The sequence below is a fragment of the Sphingobium sp. WR1 genome (genome assembly GCF_059693745.1).
Genome location: NZ_JCATID010000012.1, coordinates 57,108 through 78,409, shown reverse-complemented (window position 1 = coordinate 78,409; position 21,302 = coordinate 57,108). Strand labels below are relative to the sequence as shown.

Genomic DNA, 21,302 nt, shown 5'->3' with positions numbered 1-21,302 from the left:
CGGGGGTGCCAGGCCGCGCGGTGACCGGGGAGGAGGCGGAAGGCCCGTGTCACGCAAGCCAGTTCGGCCGGCGGGCGACAAGCGTTACATCAAAGGGGAGGAAAATATTCCGATATGCCTGTAACCTTCCGCCCGGCTTCGCCGAACAAGCGGTCGAGGAGCACGAATGCGGGCGAACGAGGACGTCTTGCGCGGACTGATGATCGATGGGCTCGACGGCGACGCCGGAGCGCACGCGGCGTTGCTGCGCCTGCTCGTTCCGCTGCTGCGGGGCTTCTACCGGCGGCGCGCGAACGGCGCCGATGACGATATCGAGGATCTGGTGCAGGAAACGTTGATCGCGGTCCATACCCGCCGCGCGACCTATGATCGGGAGCGCGCCTTTGCCGCCTGGCTGTTCGCGATCGCCCGCTACAAGATGATCGACCATTTCCGGCGCGCCGGCCGCCTGCGCCCGATCGAGGGACTGGAGGAAGTGCTGGTCGCCGAGGACTTCGAAAGCGGCACGATCGCGCGGCTGGATATCGATCAGCTTCTCGCCGAACTGCCGCCCAAACAGGCGCGGGCGATCCGTGCCACGCGGATCGAGGGACTGAGCGTCGCCGAGGCGGCACAGGCCGGTGGCATCGGCCAGTCCGACGTCAAGGTATCCGTGCATCGCGGCCTGAAGGCGCTGGCGGCGCTCGTTCAGGGGGGCACGCGGTGAACACCGACGATCTTATCGACCAGCTCACGCGTGACGCCCGGCCCGTGCGGCGCGGTGCGGTGGGACGGCGGATCGCGATCGGCCTCGCCCTCGGTGCCCTCGTCTCCGGCGGTCTGGTGATTTTCTGGATGGGCGTGCGCCCGGACCTCGGCAGCGCGATGCACGGTTTCTCCTTCTGGATGAAGTGGGGCTACACTCTCTCGCTCTCGGCGGCCGCGCTGATTCTGATCGTGCAGCTCGCGCGGCCCGACAGCAGCTCGCTGCGTGGCCTTTGGCTGGCGGCCATCCCGGTCGTGCTGCTCGCGGGTCTCGGCCTGTTCGAGCTGGCGCGGACGCCGCCCGCCGAGTGGCTGGCGATGTGGCTGGGGCATAGCTGGATGAGTTGCCCGTGGCGCGTGCTCTCGCTCGCGGCGCCGATTTTCGTCGGATTGCTGTGGTCCTTCCGCCGGCTCGCGCCGACGCGGCTGCGCGCGGCCGGAGCAGCGGCGGGCCTTACGGCCGGCGCGTTCGCCGCGACCGTCTATTGCCTCCACTGCCCGGAGGTGTCGGCGATCTTCGTGCTCACCTGGTATTCGCTCGGCATCCTGCTGGCGACGCTGCTCGGCGCGCTGCTGGGGCCGCGCCTGCTGCGCTGGTGATCCCGCAGCGCCTGTAACCGGATGCCGGGCTGGCGCGAACTGGGGAAGCCATTCCGGCTGAACCTTTTCGGAGATCCACCCATGACCATCGCCACCACCGGCCTCAGCATCGCCGCCTCGGCCGCCGTCATCGCCGTTGCGGCGGCGTCCGCGCCTACCGCCGCCTTCGCTCAGGAAGACGCGAGCGCCAAGCTCGTCCATTGCTACGGCATCAACACCTGCAAGGGCACCTCGGACTGCAAGACAGCCGAGAACGAATGCAAGGGACAGAACGAGTGCAAGGGCCATGGCTTCAAGACTCTGACCGCCAAGGCGTGCAAGGCGGCCGGCGGCAGCCTGACCGAACCGAAGTGATCGCCGCCGGCCCGGTGCGCCTGTGCCGCCGGGCCGGCCCCACGGGGAACATCCCATGCCCATTGAGTTCGCCGGCTTCGGCCTCGGCCTGCGCAAGCCGCACTATGCCGACTTCCTCGAGCACCGCGTCGCGGTCGATTTCCTCGAGGTGATCTCGGAGAATTTCATGATCGAAGGGGGCCGCCCCCGCCGAATCCTGCGCGACATCCGCGCGCGCTATCCGGTAGCACTGCACGGCGTTTCGATGTCGATCGGTTCGGCCGACGGCCTCGACGGCGCCTATCTCGCGCGGCTCCGGGCACTTGTCGACGAAATCGAGCCGCTGTTCGTTTCCGATCATCTGAGCTGGACGCGGATCGAGGGCTTCAGCTCGCACGACCTGCTGCCGCTTCCCTACACCAGCGAGGCGTTCGACATCGTCTGCGCCAATATCGATCGGGCGCAGGACGCGCTCGGCCGCGCTATGCTGATCGAGAACCCCTCGACCTATATCGACTTTACGTGCGCGGACATGACCGAATGGGAATTTCTTTCCGCGATGTGCGCGCGGACTGGCTGCGGCCTGCTGCTCGACGTCAACAATGTGTTCGTCAGCGCCAGCAACCACGGCTTCGATCCCATCGCCTACCTCGACGGCCTATCGCACGACCGGGTTCGCCAGATTCACCTCGCCGGGCACAGCCAGGGCAAGGAGCTTCTGGTCGACACCCATGACCGCCCCGTTCCCGCATCGGTCTGGGACCTCTACGCGCACGTTCTGCCGCGGCTGGGGCCCGTCGCCACGATGATCGAGCGCGACGATGACATCCCGCCGCTCGCCGACCTCCTCGCCGAACTGACCCTCGCCCGGCAGATCGCGGCCGCTGCCGTCGTGGAAGCGGCATGACGCTGCTGGACCTTCAGCGCGACCTGCGCGCCTGGCTGGTGCACGAGGATGCCGAAGCGGCCCGACGGGTGGGGAGTGCCGCGGCGCCGGGTCTTCGCGTCTACCAGAACAACTATCGCGCGCAGCTTATGGACTGCCTGGAAGCGAGCTTCCCACGCGTCCGCGCGTGGATCGGCGACGAGGCGTTCCTCGCCGCCGCCACGTTCCATATCGACCGCATGCCTCCGAGCAGCTGGACTCTCGACGCCTATGCCCGCGACCTGCCGGATACGCTGGCGCTGCTCCAACCCGGCGATCCCGAAATCGCCGAGCTCGCATGGCTCGAACTCGCGCTCGAGCAGGTCTTTGTCGGCCCGGACGCGCGCATCGTTACCGTGGCGGAGCTTGCGCAGGTCGATTGGGACCGCGCTGTGCTGCGCATGATCCCAGCGCTCGATATCGGCGATCTGACGACGAACGCGCCGGCGATCTGGTCCGCGCTGGCCGCAGGCGAGGTCCCACCGTCGGTCGAGCGCCTTGACGAACCGGGCGGAATCCTCGTCTGGCGGCAGGGCGAGCTCTCGCGCTTTCGCGTGGTCGATCAATTTGAACATCAGGCGCTTGTCCACGCGCGTGCGGGCCGCTCCTACGCCGCGCTATGCGAGGCGGCGGCCGAGGCATTCGGCGAACAGCAAGGCATCGCCCGCGCCGGGCAGTGGCTTGGCCGTTGGGTGCATGATGGCCTGATCGGCGAGATCGAGGATGGCGGCCGCGCGGCATAGGAAATCGGTGGCCGCTCTTTTTGATTCCCGCTTGAATGCCGTCCGCACCTCGAAGGGGACTGGTACTTGGCCAAGCCTTCACACGGCCCTGCTTGCTCGAAGCGCCTCCTTGAACAGTTCGAAGGCCGTCGTGCCCTGCCGATCGGCGTAATAGAGATGGTAGCCGGCGAACGGCTCGCACCACGGCTCCAGCAAGCGGATGAGGCGGCCATCGGCAATCGGCGCCGCCACCAGATCTTCCAGGATGTAGAGGATGCCGAAACCCTCAAGGGCGGCGGCCACCAGCAGGTCGCCGTCGTTGAACACCGGTCCGCGTCCTGGCGTGACCGTCACCGCATGACCGTCGCGCTCGAATGACCAGGGGGACAGGTCGCCATTCGTGTCGCCATAGGAGATACAGCGATGCGCGGTGAGGTCGGCGGGCTTCATCGGCGCCGGATGGTCACGCAGATAGCCAGGAGCGGCCACCACCGCGACGCGAAGCGGCGGCCCGACCGCCAGCGCGATCATGTCCTTCTCCAATCGCTCGCCGAGCCGGATGCCCGCATCGTAGCGACCCGCCACGATATCGGTCATTCCGCCCTCCACGCACACCTCCACCTCGATGCCGGGGTGACGGCGCATGAAGGACGGGAGCATCGGCCATAGCAACGTGTCCGCGGCGTGCTTGCCCGTGGTGATCCGGACGGTGCCGATCGCTGCCCCTTGCGCCTGGGACAGCGCCTCGATTTCGCCGTCCAACTCGGCCAGCGCCGGCGCCAGGGTGGCGAGCAGACGCTCGCCGGCAGCGGTTGGGGCGACGCTGCGCGTCGTGCGGGAGAGCAACCGAAAACCGAACTGACCCTCCAGCCGCTTCATGGTCTGGCTCAACGCCGACTGCGTGACTCCGAGTCGCCGCGCGGCACGCGTAAAGCTGCGGTCGGCGGCGATCGCCGCGAAGACGGCGAGGTCGCCGAGCTGATCCGGACGCATTGATGATCCCCGCTACTGGGCCCCATTACTGATTAGGCGATTATCACAATTAATTAGCATGACTACCTAATTAGCGACAATGGCAGCAATGAGGAACCAACGATGGGCAAGGTTTGGCTAGTGACGGGCGCAAGCCGGGGACTTGGACGCGAGATCGCGCGCGCGGCGATCGATGCGGGTGAAATGGTCGTGGCAACGGCGCGATCCGCCGACGCGGTCCGCGATGCCTTCGGCGGCGAGCATGATCGCCTGCACGCCCTCGCGCTCGATATCACCGACACCAAAGCCGCGAACTCGGTCGCCGCCGAGACCGTCGACAGGTTTGGTGCGATCGACGTGCTGGTCAACAATGCCGGCTATGCCGAGCTGGGTTTCTTCGAGACCTTCACCGATGATGCGGTGCGGCGCCAGTTCGAGGTCAATCTGTTCGGTACGATGAACGTCGCGCGCGCGGTTGCCCCTCACATGCGTGCGCGTCGCTCGGGCCTCATCGTTACCATCTCGTCGGTCAGCGGGCTGGTCTCCAATCCCGGGGGGGCTGTCTATTCGGCGTCGAAGTTCGCAATCGAGGGGTGGATGGAGGGCTTTGCGCAGGAGCTGGCACCGTTGGGCGTCCGCTCGCTCCTGGTCGAACCGGGGATGCTGCGCACCGATTTCATGGACGGCAAGTCGGCGCGCTTCGGCAGCATCGACATTCCAGACTATGCCGAGTCGGTGGCGCAGTATCGCGCGTTTGTGGACGGAGCCAACGGCAGCCAGCCGAACGATCCTAAGCTGCTCGCCGCACGGATCGTGACGCTCGCTTCGGAGGACGAGGCGCCCGCGCGGCTCGTGTTCGGCGACGATGCGCTGCAATGGGCCGGCGCGAAGCTCGACCAATTACGGGAGGAGATCGCCTGGTCCGCCGATCTCGGCTGACATGACCACCGAGGCGCTGATAAGGGAGGTGATTGCTCTGCCCGCGCAATCACCTTCGCCAGCGCCCTCTTGGGCTCAAGCGTGCTGCAATGGCGAGCGGGCGCCGCTCCGTCGGAGCTGCTTAGGTCGTCGCCTGTAACCGCTGGAGCCCAGGATGCGAACTACCCGAGGTGGGTAATGCAATATCATCCGGCTCGGACTTCGGGAGCGAACCGCAGGTCCTCTACCGGGCGCAGGCAACGTTCAGACACACAAAGGACTTGACCATGACGGTTACCACATCCTCTTTCCCTGTGATCAAAATGGTCCAGTTGGCCCTGCAGGGCCTTGTCGCATGCGTCTTTCTTGTCACCGGCGCACTCAATCTGGCAGGTATGATGACTGAGGAAATGGCACGCCTTGGCTATCCGAGCCATTTCATGACCATAATCGGCGTGGCCTATATCATCGGTGTAATCTGCCTCTGTCAGCCGCGCTTTGTTTTCCTGCAAGACTGGGCCTTTGGCGCCATGGCGGCCACGCTTGCGGGCGCCGCTGGCACGCATATCCTTGTCGGTGACCCAATCAGCAACGCGGCGCCGGCGATCGCAACCCTAGTTGTGCTCGTGGTCGCCTATGCCATGCGCGGGCGGCCTCGCGAAAGCTGACTGAATTTGAGGGTTTCCGCCGCGCTTGACGGCCTGACCCTATCGAAGATCGTGGGCCGCGCCAAAGCGGCGCAACAACGGCAGTGGAGTCAGACGCGAATAGTCGATGCCCGCCTTCGTTTTGCCATGTCCAGATGCCGCCAGTCCGCACACGGCTCAACCTCAGTCAATCGACGAAGGCATCCATCCAAGGCTGGAGTCTGCTCTCGCCCAAAGCTGTCATTCAAGCGGCGAGCCGCGCATCTCGCGCTCGACCAGGAAGATGAGCGCGAATAGACAGAACTGGTCAAAAAGGGAACGTCAACTTGGCAGGCAACAAGGCTGCCATCCAGTTTCCGGTTATCACTGCCTTCCGTCTGTTGCGATCAAACGATATCCGGCATCTGATCTAAATATTTGTCGAGCGTTAAAGGATAGTGGCGCACGCGAATACCGGTCGCGTTATAAATGGCGTTGGCAATCGCCGAGCCAGGCCCGCAGATGCCCAGCTCTCCTACTCCTTTGGCCTTCAGAGGCGAAACCACGGGGTCCAGCGTATCGAGGAATATGCACTCTTGATGCGGAATATCCGCATGGACCGGTACTTCATATCCGGCCAGGTCGTGGTTGACGAAGAAACCGAACCGGGTGTCGACCGCCAGTTCCTCCATCAAGGCGGAACCGGCTGACATCACCATGGCGCCGATCACCTGGCTGCGCGCGGAAAGCGGGTTGAGGATGCGGCCCGCGTCGCAGACCCCCAGCATCCGGCGAATGCGGGTCTCACCGGTATACGCATTGACCGCGACCTCGGCGAAATGACCAGCATAGGTGCCGACATCATAGCCCTGCTTGAAGTCGCCGAAGGTCATCTCATCCTGTGCCGAAAGAACGCCGGCATCCGTCAACGCTATGCGACGTCCGTCCACTTGAATCTGGCTATTGGCAAAGATCGCGCTGTCGGCATCAAAGCCCAGCTGCTCGCCGATCGCACGGCGCAAGGCGACACAGGCGGCGTAGACACCGGCGGTGGAGCTCGCCGCGCCCCACTGGCCGCCAGATCCTGACGAGGCCGGGAAGTCGGAATCCCCCAGCCTCACTTCGACCCGATCCAAGGGCACGCCCATAGTTTCGGCAGCGGTCTGCGCAATGATCGTGTAACTTCCAGTTCCAATGTCGGTCATGTCAGTTTCGATAGTAATGCGACCGTCGGCACCAAGACGCGCCCTTGCTCCCGACGTTGCCGTCGGCCCGCCGCGATAGCCCGCCGCCACCCCCATGCCGATCAGCCAGGCGCCTTCGCGTCGCTGCCCCGGCTTCGCACTGCGCTGCGCCCAGCCGAACCGTTCCGCCCCCTCGCGCAGACAGCGGACCAAGTTACGGTCGGAAAAGCGGCGCGCGCCGTTCGACGGAACCGTCCCATCGGGCTCGTTGCGGATACGCAACTCGATCGGGTCCATGCCGAGCTTCTCGGCCAGCTCGTCCATCGCAACTTCCAGCGCGAGATGGCCGGGCGCCTCGCCAGGCGCCCGCATGGCATTGCTTTCCGGTAGATCGAGCGCAGCGATGTAGTTGGCGGTCATTCGGTTTACGCCGGCGTATAGCTTCGGCGTCTGCCGGGTTCCGTCCTCACCGTCCTCGCCATTGATGTTGCCCGACCAGTTCTCATGACCGATGGCGGTGATCCGACCATCGCGCTCCGCACCAATCCGGATCCGTTGGATTGTTGCATGGCGATGAGTCGCGTTGTTCGTCATGAGCGGGCGCTGCATGGCGATTTTGACCGGTCGACCTACGGCCTTCGCGCCGAGCGCCGCCAGGACTGCATCTGCGCGGATGAACAGCTTCCCGCCAAATCCCCCGCCGATATAAGGTGAGTCCACGTGCACATTGGCAGGGTCGATCCCCAGGATCATACCCATGCTCCGCTTGGCCCAGGCGATCATCTGGTTTGATGTCCACAGGGTCAGCTTTTCGCCTTCCCACGCGGCAATGGTCGCGAACGGCTCCATCATCGAATGGCTCTCGTTCGCGGTGTGGTAGCGCTCGTCGAGCTTGACGGGCGCAGCGGCATAGGCTGCAGCGAAATCACCCTGCGCTGTGGTGTCCGGCTTGCCGCCTCGTCCCTTGGCCAGCGGCGCGGCCGATGCAACGGCCGGAAAATCGAACAGGCCCTTGTCGCGCGCATAGTCTGTGCGGATCAGCGCGGCAGCGGCGCGTGCCTGCTCGAACGTCTCCGCCACCACGCAGGCGATTGCCTGATGATAATGATGGATATCGCTTCCGCCGAAGAGATGGGCATTGTTCATCATGCCCTTGCCCACCGGCTTGGTATCGGGCGCGGTGACGATGGCGATCACGCCTGGTGCGGCGCGCGCCAGGCTGGTGTCCATGGCGGCGATCCGCCCCTTGGCAATGGCCGATCCGACGACGAAGCCATAGGCCTGGTTGGCGATGACATCATGGCGTTCGGCGGCATAGGGCGCCTGGCCCGTGGTCTTGAGCGGGCCGTCGATCCGGGGCGTCGACTTGCCGACGATCTTCGCCTGATCGAACAGATTGGCCTGAGCGGGGGCATCGAATTTCATGGGATCAGCTCCTCGCCTGGGCCATGAGCGACGCCAGCGTGCGCTCAGCCAGTTTCAGCTTGAACCGGTTGTCCTCGGTCGGACGCGCATCGGCAAAGACCCGCTCCGTCACGGCGCGCGCGCCGTTCCGAAAGGCCGCTTCCGCGGCTTCCACCCGCCAGGGCCGGTGGGCGACGCCACCAAATGCCACGCGTCCGCTGCCATCCTTCTGGATGACCGCCGCGACCGAGACCAGTGCGAAGGCATAGGAGGCCCGGTCGCGCACCTTGTAATAGAGGTGCATGCCACCGATCGGCCGGGGCAAAGTGACGGCGGTGATCAGTTCGCCCGCCTCCAGCACATTGTCGCGCTGGGGTTCGTCGCCAGGCAGGCGGTGAAAGTTGGCAAAATCGATCGCGCGCTTTGCGCCATCGGCCTTCACCGTCTCAACCTTGGCATCCAGCAGGCGCAGCGCGACGCCCATGTCGCCGGGATAGGTGGCGATGCAATGGTCCGACGAACCGATGACGGCAAGCTGGCGGGAAAAACCGCCAATCGCCGCGCAGCCAGCGCCGGGCCGACGCTTGTTGCAGGGCATGTTGGTGTCGTAGAAATAGGGGCAGCGGGTTCGTTGGAGCAGATTGCCCGCCGTCGTCGCCTTGTTGCGCAATTGGCCGCTGGCACCGGCGACGATCGCTCGAGTGAGGACTCCATAGTCGCGGCGGACCGCCATGTCCGATGCCAGCGCCGTGTTGGTGACCAGCGCGCCGATGCGCAGCCCGCCTTCCGGCGTCTTCTCGACCCGGTCGAGCTTCAGATCCTGGACGTCAACCAGATGGGTCGGCGTCTCGATCTCCAGCTTCATCAGGTCGAGCAGATTGGTGCCGCCGGCCAGATATTTGGCCCCTGGCCGGGCGACTACGGCAGCAGCAGCCTGCTCGGGCGTTTTGGCCCGTTCATAAGTAAAGCTCTTCATGCCTTGGCTCCCGCGACCTGCGCTATGGCCTGCGCGATGTTGGAATAGGCGCCGCAACGGCAGAGATTGCCGCTCATTCGCTCGCGCATCTCAATATTGGAATAGTCCGGCGCGCGGGTGATGTCGGCCTGGACATGGCTGGGTACGCCCTGTTCGATTTCCTTGAGCACGGCGACGGCGGAACAGATCTGCCCCGGTGTGCAATAGCCGCATTGGTAGCCGTCATGGGCGATGAAGGCGGCCTGCATCGGATGGAGATTGTCAGGCATGCCCAGCCCTTCGATCGTGGTGATCTCGTCACCCTGATGTTGCAGCGCCAGGCTGAGGCAGCTGTTGATGCGGGTGCCGTTGACCATCACGGTGCAGGCGCCGCACTGACCATGATCGCAGCCCTTCTTGGTGCCGGTTAGCTTCAGATGCTCGCGCAGCGCGTCGAGCAGTGTCGTGCGGGTGTCGAGCTTGAGCTGCTGCCGCTTGCCGTTGACCATGAAGTCGACCGCCATCATCGGCGGCGGCGCAGAGGGAGCCGGCTGTGCCTGCATTGGCGCGGGAACGACCGCAACCGCCGCAGACGCGGCGCCACCGGCCAAGATGCCGCGTCGCGAGACGCTTAGATCCGGAAAGTCGGCCATGAAAACTCCCCTGCAGACGCTTTTTACGTCCCCTATCGAGAAAAAATATGGCGGCCTGCTCCCGACCTGCCATCTACCCAGAAGAAGGATAACATAGGGAATGCCAATCCGGTTCATGCAATGATCAGCATGGTCCTATGATCCAGCATCATGAATGGTGCGGAACGCCCCTGCTTCAACGATCAGATCCGGCGCTACGCCTGCGGTCGCCACGCGTTGCGCCAGGATCGATACCGCCAGCATATCGGGATCGCGGACGGCCTGGATCAGCCCGACCGGGCCGATGATCCGATCCACGTCTATTGCCGAAGCCCCCGGCGGCGCAGCCCTTCGCAGCGCAGGGCATGGGTACTGTGACTGCGCATCGCGCCGATGAAATAGGCCCACGTGGAAAGCGCCTTCATCATGAGGTCCGCTTCCCAATCATGGTTATGGAACAGGAAGATGATCGCAGTGAAGAGGTCAGCCATCACCGCGTCGGTCGATCTTGGGGAAAGGAGCGTATCGGCGGTGGACCCGATCTGACGGGAGTAATCGACGATGGACCGGTTTGGGCTGAGAACGCCGACATCAGCCGGATAGGCCAGGACGAAACGGGCCAGTGCCAATGTTTCTTCGCCATGCCCGATGATCGGCAATGCGGGGTCAGGATCGGGCGTGAACAGCAGGTCGATGCCTCCGCCGCACGGCAGGCGAATGTCGATATAGCGCGATCCCGCGCCGAAACGGACCGGCCGTACATGCCCCGTTTCCAACACGTCCAATGCTTCAGCGACAACCGCCGCTTCGACACATCCGCCCGAGAAAGACTCCATGCTCGCGCCCGACTGGCTGATCGCCATGTGCGCGCCCGGCGCCCGGGACGAGCGTCCGACAAGGCCCGTCAGGGTAACCAGCACCGTGCGCTCGCCCCGCGCATCGATTATTCTCGGTCTGCCGACGATGCGCGATATTGGGCTTCGGTGACCGGTTCCTGCCAAACGACATCGCCGCGATCGACGATCGCAACATGGGTCATTGCCATGTCCAGGCCGCCGCCATGCCAGTGGCGCACGCCTGCCGGCGTCCAGACGACGTCGCCTGTCCGCATCACCCGCACCGGGCCGCCCTCGCTCTGTATCCGCCCCTCGCCCTGGGTGACGACCAGCAATTGCCCCCTGGCGTGGCTGTGCCAGTTGCTGCGCGCACCAGCCTCGAAGCGCACCGTCGCGCCGGACGCTCCGCCATCGGTCGTGAAGGGCGAACTGATCGTCACCTTGCCGGTGAAGCGGTCGGCAGGCGCCTGAACTGGGGCCTGGCCAGCCTGTGCGACGATCATCTCCATGCGCGCCGCCGGTGCTGCCCCGCCCGGCGCGGCGGATCCCAATTTGCCCACCGCGCTGATCGCCCGGGGCCACCCCGCATAAAAGGCCAGATGGGTGATCGCTTCAGCCAGTTCCGTGCGCGTCAGTCCGTTGCGGAGCCCAAGCGGAATATGAAAATCCAGTTGGTCGACCGACCCCGTCGCCGCCAGCGAGGCAATGGTGACCAGGCTGCGATCGCGCGGTGTCAGGTCGGGCCGTCGCCACAAGTCGGCGAACAGGACATCGTTGGTCAGGTCGCCCAGGGCCGGCGCAGAGCCCGCCATGGCCTTCTCGACGGCGGCGGCACGTTCCGCATCACCGGCCGGCACCGGCAGCAGGGTGGCGTCGAACGGTTTGAGCGTGGTGAGATCGACCTTGCGCGCGGCAAAGGCCTCGCGCGCCGGTTCCAGCGCCGCGACCGCGCTCGGCCAACCCATATAGAAGGCGAGATGAGTGATCAGTCCGGAAATGGCGGACGGCGGCACGCCATTGTCCAGCGCGCGGCCGATATGACCGGCCAGCGGCCCGGTCCGACCTGTCGCGATCAGGGTCGCGACGACGACAAGGCTGCGGTCGCGTTTGGCAAGGCCGGGCCGCTCCCAGACATCACCGAACAGGACGCGGTCGGTATAGTCGGCCAATTGCGGCGCCACCTCCTGCATGACCGGCGGCGAGACCGAAGTCCTTGCTCCGTCTTGCGCGCTTGCGGCTTCCCCGCCGGCGCTCGCCGCAAGCGCCATCATGCCACCGATCATCGACGATCTGGCCATCTCATCCTCCTGTTCTTGCAATGAAGGTCGGCGGGACGGCACGCACCCCACCGGCCGATGATCAGGCCGCAGCTTCAAGCGAGACCATGTCGATCACGAACCGATAGCGGACGTCGCTGCGGTCGAGCCGGTCGAAGGCCTCGTTGATCTGGTCCATGCGGATCATCTCCACATCCGGCAGGACGTTATGCTGGCAACTGTCGACCAGGCAGCCGACCGCGACGATGTCGCCGACCTTGTGACGCATCACGTCAGGCCCGATTTCGATAACGCGACCAACAATCTCATGCCCCGGCACGACCGGATAGATGGTCCCGCCCCAATCATTGCGGGCCATGTGCAGGTCCGAATGGCACACGCCACAGTAGAGGACTTCGAACGCGACATCGTTGCCACGCACGGCGCGATATTCGAACTCGAACGGCGCCAGGCCCGAATGGGCATCCTTGGCGGCATAGGCGATTGTCTTCATGACGGCTCCCGATAGAGGGTGATAGAATGATGGTCGGCAGCAGACCGGCGGCATCCGCGCCGGCCCACATGCACAAGGCAACGGCCAGGATCAGGGCGCACGGGACTGACAGGCATCGACGCTATCGCGCCGCACACCCTTGTTCCTCCACCGATCTTGTCGTCTTGACGGAAAGATAGATCGACATCCGACCCATGATTAGCCGGTCAATCCCGCATAAACCTATGCATGGCGATCATGAAACCGGATCGGGAGTGGCTAATCGCCCCGATAACGCAGCGCCTCGACCAGCAGCGAAAAGGCCGTCTTGGGCTGCCGACGGTTGGGATAATAAAGATAATAGCCGGGAAATGGCGGACACCAGTCCTCCAGCACCCGCTGCAACCGGCCGGCGGACAGATGCTCTGCAATATAATCTTCGGGCACGAAGGCGATCCCCATCCCCTCGACCGCTGCCATGATGATCATCTCGACATTGTTCGATGTGAACTGGCCATCGACCCGGACATTGAGTTCTCGCCCGGCCTTGTCGAACTCCCAGGCATAGAGGCCGCCGCCGGTGGTGAAGCGCAGATTGACGCATCGATGATCGGCCAGATCCTGCGGCGTCCGGGGTATGCCGGCAGCAGCCAGATAATCCGGGCTTGCCACCGCCGCCATGCGCAGTTCGGGCCCGATCCGGACGGCGATCATGTCCCGGGCCACCTGCTCGCCCAGCCGGACGCCGGCGTCGAACCGGTCGGTCACGATGTCGCGCATGCCGGAATCCACACTCAGTTCAACACAGACGTCGGGATAATCGCGCATCAGTTTCAGTGCGGCCGGCCAGATGATGGTCATGGCGGCATGAAGGGGCACGGTCAGCCTGATCGTGCCCGCCGGCCGCTCGCGCAATTCGCCCAGCGATTCAAGATGATCGGTTATCTGTTCGAAAGCCGGAACGAGGCCGCCAAGCAGCCGCTCTCCAGCATCGGTCGGCGAGACGCTACGCGTCGTGCGCGATAGCAGGCGCACGCCCAGCCGGGATTCCAGCCGCCTGATCTTGTGGCTCAGCGCGGACTGCGACACGCCCATCTTGGACGCGGCACGGGTAAAGCTACGCTCCTCCGCGATCGCAATGAAGGCGTTGAGATCGATCAGGTCGTCGCGGTTCATTCATGCCCTTTCGGAACAAGCACTACATCGATCATGATCGATACGCCAAGTTGCTGCAATCGCCGCCTCATCCCGCCCCGGTCCCATGGGAGGATATAGCTAGGCCAAGCCCGCCCAGCCACTGAACGACCGCCCCCAGGGTGCGTCGCTCCTGGTCGCATTCCAGCGTGAAGGGCGCGAGTTGCCGGGCCTGCGGCACATGACGTGCCAGCACCGACAGACTGTCGCCAATGCCATAGCCCCCATGGGTGATGAAGGGCGCGAGCCGCTTGCCGGAGAGATCATGGGTGCCGAGGAAGGTGCGGATGACCGCCGGTGCCGTCATGCCCCAGATCGGAAAGCCGAGAAAGATGAGGTCATGATCGGCCTGGTTCAGGTCCAGCGCCCGTAGCGCCGGCAAGGCGCCAGCGCGCCTTTCCCTTTCCGCCTGGGCGACATTGGCTTCATAATCGTCGGGATAGGGATTGGCGGGGATGAGTTCGGCCAGCGGCGCTCCCAGCGTGTGCGCCAGGCCTTTGGCGATGACCCGCGTATTGCCTGACCGAGTGAAATAGATCACCAGGGGTTTAGCATCGCCGCCCACACTGCCCGACGTCTGGGCGCAGGCCGTCGCCGCTGACAGCGCGGCCCCGGCAAAGCCCGCGACCATCAGGTCGCGCCGGCTAAGTGGTCCATCGAAGCCCTGCCGTTCCTTCTCTTTGCCCATGGCAAAATCCTTTCCCGGTCACCCAATAGGCCGGGATGGACCGAGCAACGCTCCGCCCATCCCACCACGCTTAGAGGATCAGTGGCCGGTCTTTTCCGGTGCATCGAGGCCCGCCATGGCCGCCTGGGCCGGAGCGTAGCGTGCCCCCTCCACCTGGATGTCGGCAAGCGCGCTCTTGATCCGGCCCAGATCGGCATCGGTCAGATCCACGGCATCCGCACCGATATTCTCCTCCAGCCGGTGCAGCTTCGTGGTGCCCGGGATCGGTACGATATAGGGACGCTGGGCCAGCAGCCACGCCAGCGCGATCTGCGCCGGGGTCGCGCCCTTGTCCTGCGCGATCTGCTTCAGCAACTCGACGAAGGCAGCATTTTTGGCCAGCGCCTCGGGCTGGAAACGCGGCGTGTTGGCGCGGAAGTCGTTCGCGCCCAGTTGCGTGTCCTTGTCGATCGCGCCGGTCAGGAAACCCTTGCCGAGCGGGCTATAGGGCACGAAGCCGATACCCAGTTCATCGCAGGCGTCCAGGATGCCGTTGGTTTCCGGCTCGCGCCACCAGAGCGAATATTCATTCTGCACCGCCGCCACCGGCAGCACCGCATGAGCCCGACGCAAGGTCCGCGCACCCGGCTCGGACAAGCCGAAGTGCCGCACCTTGCCCTCCTCGACCAGCGCCTTGACCGCGCCGGCGACGTCCTCGATCGGCACATTGGGGTCTACGCGATGCTGGTAGAGAAGATCGATCGTCTCGATCCCCAGCCGCTGGAGCGAGTGTTCGACGATCGCCTTGATTCCTTCCGGTCGGCTGGAAACACCATTGACCTGTGCGGTGGCAGGATCGATGTCGAAACCGAATTTGGTGGCGATCACCACCTGGTCGCGGACCGGCGCCAGCGCTTCGCCGACCATTTCCTCATTGCTGAAGGGACCATAGATTTCGGCGGTGTCGAAGAAGGTGACGCCGCGATCCACCGACTGGCGAATGAGAGCGATGCCCTCATCCCGGCTGAGTTTGTGGCCATAGCTGAAGTCCAGTCCCATACAGCCGAAGCCGAGCGCGGAAACATCCGGTCCGCCGCTGCCCAATTGACGCGCTTTCATGTGCCTGTTCCTTTCATCAAACGTTGAAATTATCCCCTGATTCCGGAAATATGTTCAGCCTCTGGGCAGAAGGCGCGTGCAGGCGAAGCTGCCGATGCCGGCAAGGCCGATGACCAGACCCAGCGGCCAGGGCGTGCCGTCGGCGAGCAATCCGACCAGCGCAGAACCCAATATGCCGCTGCCATATTGGATCGCCCCGACCAGCGCCGATGCGGCGCCGGCCCGTTCGGGCCAGGCCGCCAGCGCACCGGCAAGCGAATTGGCGACGATCAGGCCATTCAATGCGCTGAAGCCGAGAACGGGGATCAGCAGGCCGATCAGGCCACCCCAGCCCGTCCAGCCGGCGAGTGCCGCCAGCAATCCGGTAACCGCCGCCATCAAGGCGCCGGCGCGCAGCAACTGATCGCTGCCGAAGCGGGCGACCAGCCGCGAATTGAGCATGTTCATGGCCATGATGCCCAGGATCGCCGCGCCGAACAGCAGCCCGTAGACGCTGGCCGGGACATGATAATAGCTGATATAGGCGAAGGGGCTGCCCGCGATATAGGCGAAGGCGCCGGCGTAGAAAAAGCCGCCAATGCCGGCATAGGCCAAGATGCGCCGGTCGGCGAGCAGTTCGCCATAACGCGACAAGGCGTGCCGGACGGCGTCGGAATCGCGCTGCGCCGGTGCCAGCGTTTCGGGCACGGTGAACAGCGCCGCCAGCGTCATCCCGCCGATGCCGACGAGCAGCCAGAATATCCAGTGCCAGGACGCAAGGCGCAGCACCTGTCCCCCCAGCAGCGGCCCAGCGAGCGGGGCGATCGCCATGATGACGATCAGGGTGGAGAGCATCTGCGCGGCGCGATCGCGCGAAAAGAGGTCACGGACCATGGCGCGCGACAGCACCACCCCGGCACAGGCGCCGATCGCCTGGACAATGCGCCAGCAGATCACCTCGGCGGCGCTTCCCGACAGGGCACAGCCTGCCGAGCCGATGAGAAACAGGATGATCCCGATCGCGACCGGTAGCCTGCGACCGATCCGATCGCTGACCGCGCCCCAGAGCAACTGGCCCAGGCTGAAGCCGATGAGATAGCCCGAGATGGTGAATTCCATCGCGCCCGTATCCGCGCCCAGGTCGCTGGCCATGGCGGGCATGGCCGGCAGATAGAGGTCGGTGGAAATGGAGCCGAACGCCATCAGCGTCGCGAGCACCGCCATGATGCGCATGGGATGGCGGTTTGCTTGTTCGGCGGGCACGGCATCGCGCGCCAATGTCAGGGTGGGCATCGTGTGTTCTCGTTCAAAGATATGTTGCTTGACCGCAATTTAGCGCTTCGTGAGGCGGCCGATTAGATCATGATTCATGCACGATCTTATGAGGGTGATTCATGAAACATATTGGTTGCGCCCCTACGCTGCTTCAGTCGGAAAGAAGGGAAGATATTCGCCATCTTCATCACAAGCAGCCTCATCGACAAAGACGCCTGAAGACGGGATCGGCGCCGCCGTCGCATGGCGGTTGGTCACGAAGGGCCATTCCACCGCCATTTCTGCAACTGGCTTGCGGATGGCCTCGGTCATCCTGCCCGGCTGCAGAATCGGCAGCGCCAGCAGGGCCTCCGCCGGCGGCGTCGCCGGCGCGTCATCCTACTGCGGCGTCAGCGCAGGCAGGCAATGGCCGGACTGGGACGCGATCACCACGCGCGATCCGCCGGGCGATAGCCAGGGCCGCTTCCGACAGGCGTGCGCCCGCCAGTTGCAGCTTGCCGGCTTCCGCATCAATCGCAGCCTGCACTACCGACATACTGCTCCGGCGGGCAGACCGGCCAGAAAGTTGGTTTGCAAATGGACGAGAGTGAAAAGCAGTTTCTGCGGCTGAGAGCCGTGATCGCGAAGACGGGTAAGTCCAAGGTGTCGATCTATCGCGACATCCACCCTGGCACCTCTCCGGCGCCCGAGAAGACAGGCGCCAAGGTGGTGGCCTGGCGCCTGTCGCGTATCTTGCGCTGGATGCAGCGATCCGGACTACCATCCATCCGGGTAGCTGGAGACTCTATGCGTTCGATGAGGACGCGAACCGCAGCTTCCTTTTCGGAGATATCGTCAATCGCTTCGTCCGCAACGGCTGAACTGGCCTCACGGGCGGGCGCATCGGTTCAGCAATGCGCGACACCCGACACGATGATATCGACGATCTGTTCGACGGGCGCGTTGCCCTCCGATGCGCCCAGCAACGCGCGATGGCCGGGCGCGAGTACGACCAGATCGTAAATGAGCCGTCCCGCCGCTGCCGAGTCCGCCACCCCGAGCCGCTCCAATGGACCGGCCATCAACGCGAGCGATTGCGCGAGACCTTGCCGGTTCGCGCGATCGGCCAGCGCGGGCAAATGATGAGCCTCCCCGATCAGCAGCCGGAACATGGCGCTCGCCTCGTCGTCAAGGGCGGCATCGGCGAGTCCCTGCGCGATGGCGATCAACGTTTCCCGGTCGTCATGCGAGCGGCGGCTGAGGTTGGCGATGATCTGGAACCGTCGGGCGATGAAGCGGTCCAACACCGCCTCGAGAATGGCGCGCTTGTCGGTGAATTCGGCATAGAGCGTCCGCTTGGAAATGCGCGCGAGCGCCGCGATCGCGTCCATGCTGGTGCGGGCAAAGCCGCGCTCCCTGAACAGCGATTCACCGGCGTTCAAAATGCGGGAGCGGGCATCACCGGCTCCCATCACCGCATCGCCGATACCGGCCGCCCCATATGTTTCGCGCGTCGCAACCATGGGCCGGCCCTAGAGGAAGAACTCGGCCTATGGAACCCGCATGGCCCAGCGATGCTGCCTGACCCCGGCGCAAACGCTTTCGCAAGGGCTGGCCGACTGATCATATGCCTGAAATCGTCGGCAGCGGGATTGGGGTTCATTGACCGTCCGAGGCCGCTCTGCCAGCCCTTGGCCCACATTTGAAAAAGGAGCGGAGAGTGACGGAAAAGGCGGGCAGCCTGTCTGCACAGGCAGGAGCGGTTTCGCACGCCGCCACACCATCTCCTTCGGCATCGGGACATGGCTGGCGCGACGCGGCGGAGGAATGGCGCAACCATTGGCGGATCGGCCTCGCCGCCTTCCTGGCGATCGGCCTTTCGCAGGGCGCCTTCCAGGCCTTGTCCAGCCTGTTCGTGCTGCCACTCCAGGCAGCGTTCGGCTGGTCGCGCGGCGAGATCGCCTTTGCCTATAACGCTTCGCTGGTCACGGCGCTTGCCGCGCCCTTCATTGGGCGCGCCATCGACCGCCTCGGCACGCGTCGGATCATGCTGATCGGCATGGCGATGACGGCGATGCTCTATGGCGCGCTGGGGGCGATGAACGGCTCCCTTTTCCTCTTCTATCTGCTGAGCGTGCTGGTGTCGGTCATCGGCCTTTCGGCGAGCGGTCTCACCTGCTCGCGTGTCATCAGCCAGTCGTTCGTCCGTTCGCGCGGCCTGTCGCTTGCAATTGCGCGCAGTGGCCTTGCTTTGGCCAGCGCGGCCTTCCCGATCATCCTGTTCGCCATCATCGCGCATCTGGGGTGGCGCGCGGGCTATTGGGCACAGGGCCTGCTGATCCTTTGTATCTCTCTGCCGGCAGTCTATTTCTGGATCGGCAATGGCCGTTCACCATCGCCGAGGCACGCGGCGCAAGCGGACAGTGAATTACCCGGCTGGCTGCACCTGCTGCAGAGCCGCCGCGTGTGGTTCCTGTGCCTGGGCGCGGGTCTGGGCTACGCCCCGGCCACCGCGATCATGAGCCAGCTTCAACCCATGCTGGTAAGCAAGGGCATCGGGGGCGCCGATGCGGCCGCGCTGGTCGGACTGGCGGGCATTGCAAGCTTCGCGGGGGCGCTGGTCACAGGGTCGCTAGTCGACCGCTTCTGGGCGCCCGCCATCGCCTTTCTGTTCGCCTGCGGATCGGCGGCGGGCGCCTGCCTGCTGGCGTTCAACGGCACTCTCGAAGGGCCTATCGCTGCCTTGGCCATCCTGCTGGTGGGGCTGGGCCTGGGCGCCGAGATCGACGTCGTCGCCTTCATGGTCGCGCGCTATTTCGGGGTACGGAGCTTCTCGACCCTTTATGGGCTGGCGGTCTTCTTCATCGCCTTTGGCGGCGCGGTCGGCGCGTCGCTGCTGGGCGTCGCCTTCGACCGCTTCGGCAATTATGACGCCGCGCTGTTGGTGATCGCCGCTTCCTTTATTGCGGCCGGCTGCTCTTATCTGATGCTCGGCCGCTATCCCCGCCCCGGCGAGGTCGACTGATGTTTAGGGCCCTAAATGCTTGATCGTTCAACCTAGGGCGCTGATCACCTAAAAGTGGCCGGGTAAGGAGGACAGGATGCCCGAAACGACGACCGACACCGCTACGCCCGCGCCCGAGGAGCGACGCCTCATGACCTGCGCGGATCATGCTTTTGATCCGCTTGCGCCAGAAACGATCAAGAATCCTGGCCCCGCCTATTCCGAACTTGCGGCTAAATGCCCCTTCTACCATTATGAAGGCGACGAATATCAGTTCTACATCACCAGCGATTACAAGGAAATTCGCGACAAGATATTGTCGGATAACCCCGTCTGGTCCTTCAAATGGGGCGACGCGCCCATGGATTGGGAGACGTTCAGCGACTTCGGCATCTTGACCGACCCGCCCTTCCACCTTGAATATATCACCGCGCTGCGGAAGGGCATGACGCCGTCGCGGATGAAATATTATCGGCCGGAGGTCGAGGCGATCGCCGACGATCTGCTCGCGAAGATGGGCACGACGGCGGAAAAGACCGGCAATTTCCACGACCTTTTCGCCCTGCCCCTCCCCGCCCGGACGATGTGCTTCATGCTGGGCGCCGATCAGTCGCTCTACGCCGACTATAAGCGCTGGGCCGACGAGTTGCAGTCACTGCTGTTCAACGACAAGAATCCGAGCGCAGAACAGACGCTGATCGCGGAAATCCAGCCGCATTTCATGGGGTTGATCGAAGAACGTAAGCAGATGCTGCGCGACGCCGGGATTGAAGAGCCGACGCTCGAATATTGGGGCACGGTCCTGCCCTTTGACTATATTTCTTTGGGTCTGGTCAGCCGGGTCGAGGGCCGCCGGTTCAACGACATGGAACTGTTCCAGATTTGCACCGCCTTTCTGACCGGCGGGCAGGAAACCACCACCAGCCTTCTCACCAACGTGGTCTGGCGCCTGCTGGAGGTGCCGGAACGGTGGGAACGGTTGAAGGCCCATCCTGAACTGGTCGAAAACGCGATCGAGGAAAGCCTGCGCTTCGATCCGCCTATCAACTCGCATTTCCGCACCAGCCTCTGCCCGGTCAAAATGCACGGCGCGGATTTGCCGGAACGGTCCAAGCTCATGTTCTCGATGATGGGCGCCAATCGCGACCCGTCCATCTTCCCCGATCCCGACAGCTTCATTATCGACCGTCCGCTCAATCAGGTAAAGCGGCACCTGTCCTTCGGCTATGGCGTCCATTTCTGCCTCGGCTCGCCCATCGCAAGGCTGGAAGCGCAGGTCGGGCTGGCGAAGCTGTTGAAGGCGCTGCCCAATCTGCGCCTCACCGGCGAACCGGCACGAATCAACAGCTGGATCTATTATGGTCAGCGCGAACTTCCGGTGGCCTGGGACTGATCCGGGACATATTGTTCAAAGCATCGCTTATCTGAATTGTGGCCTGGTTCGCGCCCGGCAGCTTGGCCGCAACGGCACTTTGAGTCACGATC

Annotated in this window: 25 protein-coding genes; 11 read left to right on the top strand and 14 right to left on the bottom strand. The window is 64.4% G+C overall.

Translation table 11 applies throughout. From position 1 onward, the window contains the following. The first annotated feature begins 166 nt into the window (after positions 1-166). The 5 genes from AC58EF_RS15135 (at position 167) to AC58EF_RS15115 (ending at position 3,345) form a co-directional block, all read left to right on the top strand. Positions 167-706, top strand: a complete 540-nt coding sequence (locus tag AC58EF_RS15135) for a sigma-70 family RNA polymerase sigma factor (RefSeq protein ID WP_497277194.1) — start codon at positions 167-169, stop codon at positions 704-706. After that, positions 703-1,344 (top strand): DUF1109 domain-containing protein, encoded by a 642-nt coding sequence (locus AC58EF_RS15130; RefSeq protein WP_497277193.1) that lies wholly within the window; start codon positions 703-705, stop codon positions 1,342-1,344. The genes AC58EF_RS15135 and AC58EF_RS15130 overlap by 4 nt, the downstream gene beginning before the upstream one ends. An 81-nt stretch (positions 1,345-1,425) precedes the next feature. Continuing rightward, positions 1,426-1,698, top strand: a complete 273-nt coding sequence (bufA2, locus tag AC58EF_RS15125; RefSeq protein ID WP_497277192.1) for a BufA2 family periplasmic bufferin-type metallophore — start codon at positions 1,426-1,428, stop codon at positions 1,696-1,698. Positions 1,699-1,753: 55 nt separating this feature from the next. Then, positions 1,754-2,584, top strand: a complete 831-nt coding sequence (gene bufB, locus AC58EF_RS15120; protein ID WP_497277279.1) for an MNIO family bufferin maturase — start codon at positions 1,754-1,756, stop codon at positions 2,582-2,584. Beyond that, positions 2,581-3,345: an HvfC/BufC family peptide modification chaperone gene (locus tag AC58EF_RS15115; RefSeq protein ID WP_497277191.1), complete on the top strand. Its 765-nt coding sequence runs from the start codon at positions 2,581-2,583 to the stop codon at positions 3,343-3,345. The genes bufB and AC58EF_RS15115 overlap by 4 nt, the downstream gene beginning before the upstream one ends. 78 nt (positions 3,346-3,423) lie before the next feature. On the opposite strand, the gene AC58EF_RS15110 is transcribed toward AC58EF_RS15115, so the two are convergent. Then, positions 3,424-4,317, bottom strand: a complete 894-nt coding sequence (locus AC58EF_RS15110) for a LysR family transcriptional regulator (protein WP_497277190.1) — start codon at positions 4,315-4,317, stop codon at positions 3,424-3,426. Positions 4,318-4,419: 102 nt separating this feature from the next. On the opposite strand from AC58EF_RS15110, the gene AC58EF_RS15105 reads away from it, so the two are divergent. Both AC58EF_RS15105 and AC58EF_RS15100 read left to right on the top strand, forming a co-directional pair. Next, the gene (locus AC58EF_RS15105) at positions 4,420-5,235 is read left to right on the top strand and encodes an SDR family NAD(P)-dependent oxidoreductase (RefSeq protein ID WP_497277189.1); all 816 of its coding nucleotides are present in this window, start codon (positions 4,420-4,422) and stop codon (positions 5,233-5,235) included. A gap of 266 nt (positions 5,236-5,501) precedes the next feature. After that, positions 5,502-5,882, top strand: a complete 381-nt coding sequence (locus AC58EF_RS15100; protein WP_497277188.1) for a DoxX family protein — start codon at positions 5,502-5,504, stop codon at positions 5,880-5,882. 365 nt (positions 5,883-6,247) lie between these two features. Here the strand turns inward: AC58EF_RS15100 and paoC are convergent, their stop codons facing one another. From paoC to AC58EF_RS15040, 12 genes are all read right to left on the bottom strand, one after another. Further along, entirely contained in the window at positions 6,248-8,449 is a 2,202-nt protein-coding gene (gene paoC / locus AC58EF_RS15095) for an aldehyde oxidoreductase molybdenum-binding subunit PaoC (protein WP_497277187.1), read from the bottom strand. Positions 8,450-8,453: 4 nt separating this feature from the next. Then, the gene (locus AC58EF_RS15090; RefSeq protein ID WP_497277186.1) at positions 8,454-9,404 is read right to left on the bottom strand and encodes an FAD binding domain-containing protein; all 951 of its coding nucleotides are present in this window, start codon (positions 9,402-9,404) and stop codon (positions 8,454-8,456) included. Next, complete coding sequence (paoA, locus tag AC58EF_RS15085; protein WP_497277185.1) at positions 9,401-10,036, bottom strand: aldehyde dehydrogenase iron-sulfur subunit PaoA; 636 nt, start codon at positions 10,034-10,036, stop codon at positions 9,401-9,403. The genes AC58EF_RS15090 and paoA overlap by 4 nt, the downstream gene beginning before the upstream one ends. Before the next feature lie 135 nt (positions 10,037-10,171). Further along, positions 10,172-10,333 carry a hypothetical protein gene (locus tag AC58EF_RS15080; protein ID WP_497277184.1) on the bottom strand — a complete coding sequence of 54 codons (162 nt, stop codon included), beginning with the start codon at positions 10,331-10,333 and terminating at the stop codon, positions 10,172-10,174. 2 nt (positions 10,334-10,335) lie between these two features. Next, a complete protein-coding gene (locus AC58EF_RS15075; protein WP_497277183.1) occupies positions 10,336-11,016 on the bottom strand; it encodes an XdhC family protein in 681 nt (226 codons plus the stop codon). Continuing rightward, positions 10,959-12,149 (bottom strand): carboxymuconolactone decarboxylase family protein, encoded by a 1,191-nt coding sequence (locus tag AC58EF_RS15070; protein ID WP_497277182.1) that lies wholly within the window; start codon positions 12,147-12,149, stop codon positions 10,959-10,961. Before AC58EF_RS15070 ends, AC58EF_RS15075 begins: the two co-directional genes overlap by 58 nt. Before the next feature lie 61 nt (positions 12,150-12,210). Beyond that, positions 12,211-12,621 carry an alcohol dehydrogenase catalytic domain-containing protein gene (locus AC58EF_RS15065; RefSeq protein WP_497277181.1) on the bottom strand — a complete coding sequence of 137 codons (411 nt, stop codon included), beginning with the start codon at positions 12,619-12,621 and terminating at the stop codon, positions 12,211-12,213. A gap of 258 nt (positions 12,622-12,879) precedes the next feature. Further along, complete coding sequence (locus tag AC58EF_RS15060; RefSeq protein ID WP_497277180.1) at positions 12,880-13,776, bottom strand: LysR family transcriptional regulator; 897 nt, start codon at positions 13,774-13,776, stop codon at positions 12,880-12,882. A 67-nt stretch (positions 13,777-13,843) separates the two neighbouring features. After that, positions 13,844-14,482, bottom strand: coding sequence for a flavodoxin (locus AC58EF_RS15055; RefSeq protein ID WP_497277179.1), 639 nt, complete (start codon positions 14,480-14,482; stop codon positions 13,844-13,846). A 78-nt stretch (positions 14,483-14,560) separates the two neighbouring features. Further along, complete coding sequence (locus AC58EF_RS15050; protein WP_497277178.1) at positions 14,561-15,580, bottom strand: aldo/keto reductase; 1,020 nt, start codon at positions 15,578-15,580, stop codon at positions 14,561-14,563. A 54-nt stretch (positions 15,581-15,634) separates the two neighbouring features. After that, positions 15,635-16,852 carry a multidrug effflux MFS transporter gene (locus AC58EF_RS15045; RefSeq protein ID WP_497277177.1) on the bottom strand — a complete coding sequence of 406 codons (1,218 nt, stop codon included), beginning with the start codon at positions 16,850-16,852 and terminating at the stop codon, positions 15,635-15,637. A 123-nt stretch (positions 16,853-16,975) separates the two neighbouring features. Beyond that, positions 16,976-17,146 (bottom strand): hypothetical protein, encoded by a 171-nt coding sequence (locus tag AC58EF_RS15040; protein WP_497277176.1) that lies wholly within the window; start codon positions 17,144-17,146, stop codon positions 16,976-16,978. On the opposite strand from AC58EF_RS15040, the gene AC58EF_RS15035 reads away from it, so the two are divergent. Both AC58EF_RS15035 and AC58EF_RS15030 read left to right on the top strand, forming a co-directional pair. Beyond that, positions 17,133-17,444, top strand: a complete 312-nt coding sequence (locus tag AC58EF_RS15035; RefSeq protein WP_497277175.1) for a hypothetical protein — start codon at positions 17,133-17,135, stop codon at positions 17,442-17,444. The genes AC58EF_RS15040 and AC58EF_RS15035 overlap by 14 nt on opposite strands. Further along, positions 17,411-17,836: a helix-turn-helix transcriptional regulator gene (locus AC58EF_RS15030; RefSeq protein ID WP_497277174.1), complete on the top strand. Its 426-nt coding sequence runs from the start codon at positions 17,411-17,413 to the stop codon at positions 17,834-17,836. The genes AC58EF_RS15035 and AC58EF_RS15030 overlap by 34 nt, the downstream gene beginning before the upstream one ends. On the opposite strand, the gene AC58EF_RS15025 is transcribed toward AC58EF_RS15030, so the two are convergent. Beyond that, positions 17,722-18,336, bottom strand: a complete 615-nt coding sequence (locus tag AC58EF_RS15025; protein ID WP_497277173.1) for a TetR/AcrR family transcriptional regulator — start codon at positions 18,334-18,336, stop codon at positions 17,722-17,724. The genes AC58EF_RS15030 and AC58EF_RS15025 overlap by 115 nt on opposite strands. 197 nt (positions 18,337-18,533) lie before the next feature. On the opposite strand from AC58EF_RS15025, the gene AC58EF_RS15020 reads away from it, so the two are divergent. Then, complete coding sequence (locus AC58EF_RS15020; protein WP_497277172.1) at positions 18,534-19,838, top strand: MFS transporter; 1,305 nt, start codon at positions 18,534-18,536, stop codon at positions 19,836-19,838. Positions 19,839-19,914: 76 nt separating this feature from the next. Then, positions 19,915-21,210, top strand: coding sequence for a cytochrome P450 (locus AC58EF_RS15015; protein WP_497277171.1), 1,296 nt, complete (start codon positions 19,915-19,917; stop codon positions 21,208-21,210). Positions 21,211-21,302 lie beyond the last annotated feature (92 nt).

Bases quoted from the DNA above. Each gene is read 5' to 3' on its own strand.
- AC58EF_RS15135 (WP_497277194.1), top strand. From the start codon at position 167: ATGCGGGCGAACGAGGACGTCTTGCGCGGACTGATGATCGATGGGCTC.
- bufA2 (WP_497277192.1), top strand. From the start codon at position 1,426: ATGACCATCGCCACCACCGGCCTCAGCATCGCCGCCTCGGCCGCCGTC.
- bufB (WP_497277279.1), top strand. From the start codon at position 1,754: ATGCCCATTGAGTTCGCCGGCTTCGGCCTCGGCCTGCGCAAGCCGCAC.
- AC58EF_RS15115 (WP_497277191.1), top strand. From the start codon at position 2,581: ATGACGCTGCTGGACCTTCAGCGCGACCTGCGCGCCTGGCTGGTGCAC.
- AC58EF_RS15110 (WP_497277190.1), bottom strand. From the start codon at position 4,317: ATGCGTCCGGATCAGCTCGGCGACCTCGCCGTCTTCGCGGCGATCGCC.
- AC58EF_RS15105 (WP_497277189.1), top strand. From the start codon at position 4,420: ATGGGCAAGGTTTGGCTAGTGACGGGCGCAAGCCGGGGACTTGGACGC.
- AC58EF_RS15100 (WP_497277188.1), top strand. From the start codon at position 5,502: ATGACGGTTACCACATCCTCTTTCCCTGTGATCAAAATGGTCCAGTTG.
- paoC (WP_497277187.1), bottom strand. From the start codon at position 8,449: ATGAAATTCGATGCCCCCGCTCAGGCCAATCTGTTCGATCAGGCGAAG.
- AC58EF_RS15090 (WP_497277186.1), bottom strand. From the start codon at position 9,404: ATGAAGAGCTTTACTTATGAACGGGCCAAAACGCCCGAGCAGGCTGCT.
- paoA (WP_497277185.1), bottom strand. From the start codon at position 10,036: ATGGCCGACTTTCCGGATCTAAGCGTCTCGCGACGCGGCATCTTGGCC.
- AC58EF_RS15070 (WP_497277182.1), bottom strand. From the start codon at position 12,149: ATGGCCAGATCGTCGATGATCGGTGGCATGATGGCGCTTGCGGCGAGC.
- AC58EF_RS15065 (WP_497277181.1), bottom strand. From the start codon at position 12,621: ATGAAGACAATCGCCTATGCCGCCAAGGATGCCCATTCGGGCCTGGCG.
- AC58EF_RS15060 (WP_497277180.1), bottom strand. From the start codon at position 13,776: ATGAACCGCGACGACCTGATCGATCTCAACGCCTTCATTGCGATCGCG.
- AC58EF_RS15055 (WP_497277179.1), bottom strand. From the start codon at position 14,482: ATGGGCAAAGAGAAGGAACGGCAGGGCTTCGATGGACCACTTAGCCGG.
- AC58EF_RS15050 (WP_497277178.1), bottom strand. From the start codon at position 15,580: ATGAAAGCGCGTCAATTGGGCAGCGGCGGACCGGATGTTTCCGCGCTC.
- AC58EF_RS15045 (WP_497277177.1), bottom strand. From the start codon at position 16,852: ATGCCCACCCTGACATTGGCGCGCGATGCCGTGCCCGCCGAACAAGCA.
- AC58EF_RS15035 (WP_497277175.1), top strand. From the start codon at position 17,133: ATGGCCTCGGTCATCCTGCCCGGCTGCAGAATCGGCAGCGCCAGCAGG.
- AC58EF_RS15040 (WP_497277176.1), bottom strand. From the start codon at position 17,146: ATGACCGAGGCCATCCGCAAGCCAGTTGCAGAAATGGCGGTGGAATGG.
- AC58EF_RS15030 (WP_497277174.1), top strand. From the start codon at position 17,411: ATGGACGAGAGTGAAAAGCAGTTTCTGCGGCTGAGAGCCGTGATCGCG.
- AC58EF_RS15025 (WP_497277173.1), bottom strand. From the start codon at position 18,336: ATGGTTGCGACGCGCGAAACATATGGGGCGGCCGGTATCGGCGATGCG.
- AC58EF_RS15015 (WP_497277171.1), top strand. From the start codon at position 19,915: ATGCCCGAAACGACGACCGACACCGCTACGCCCGCGCCCGAGGAGCGA.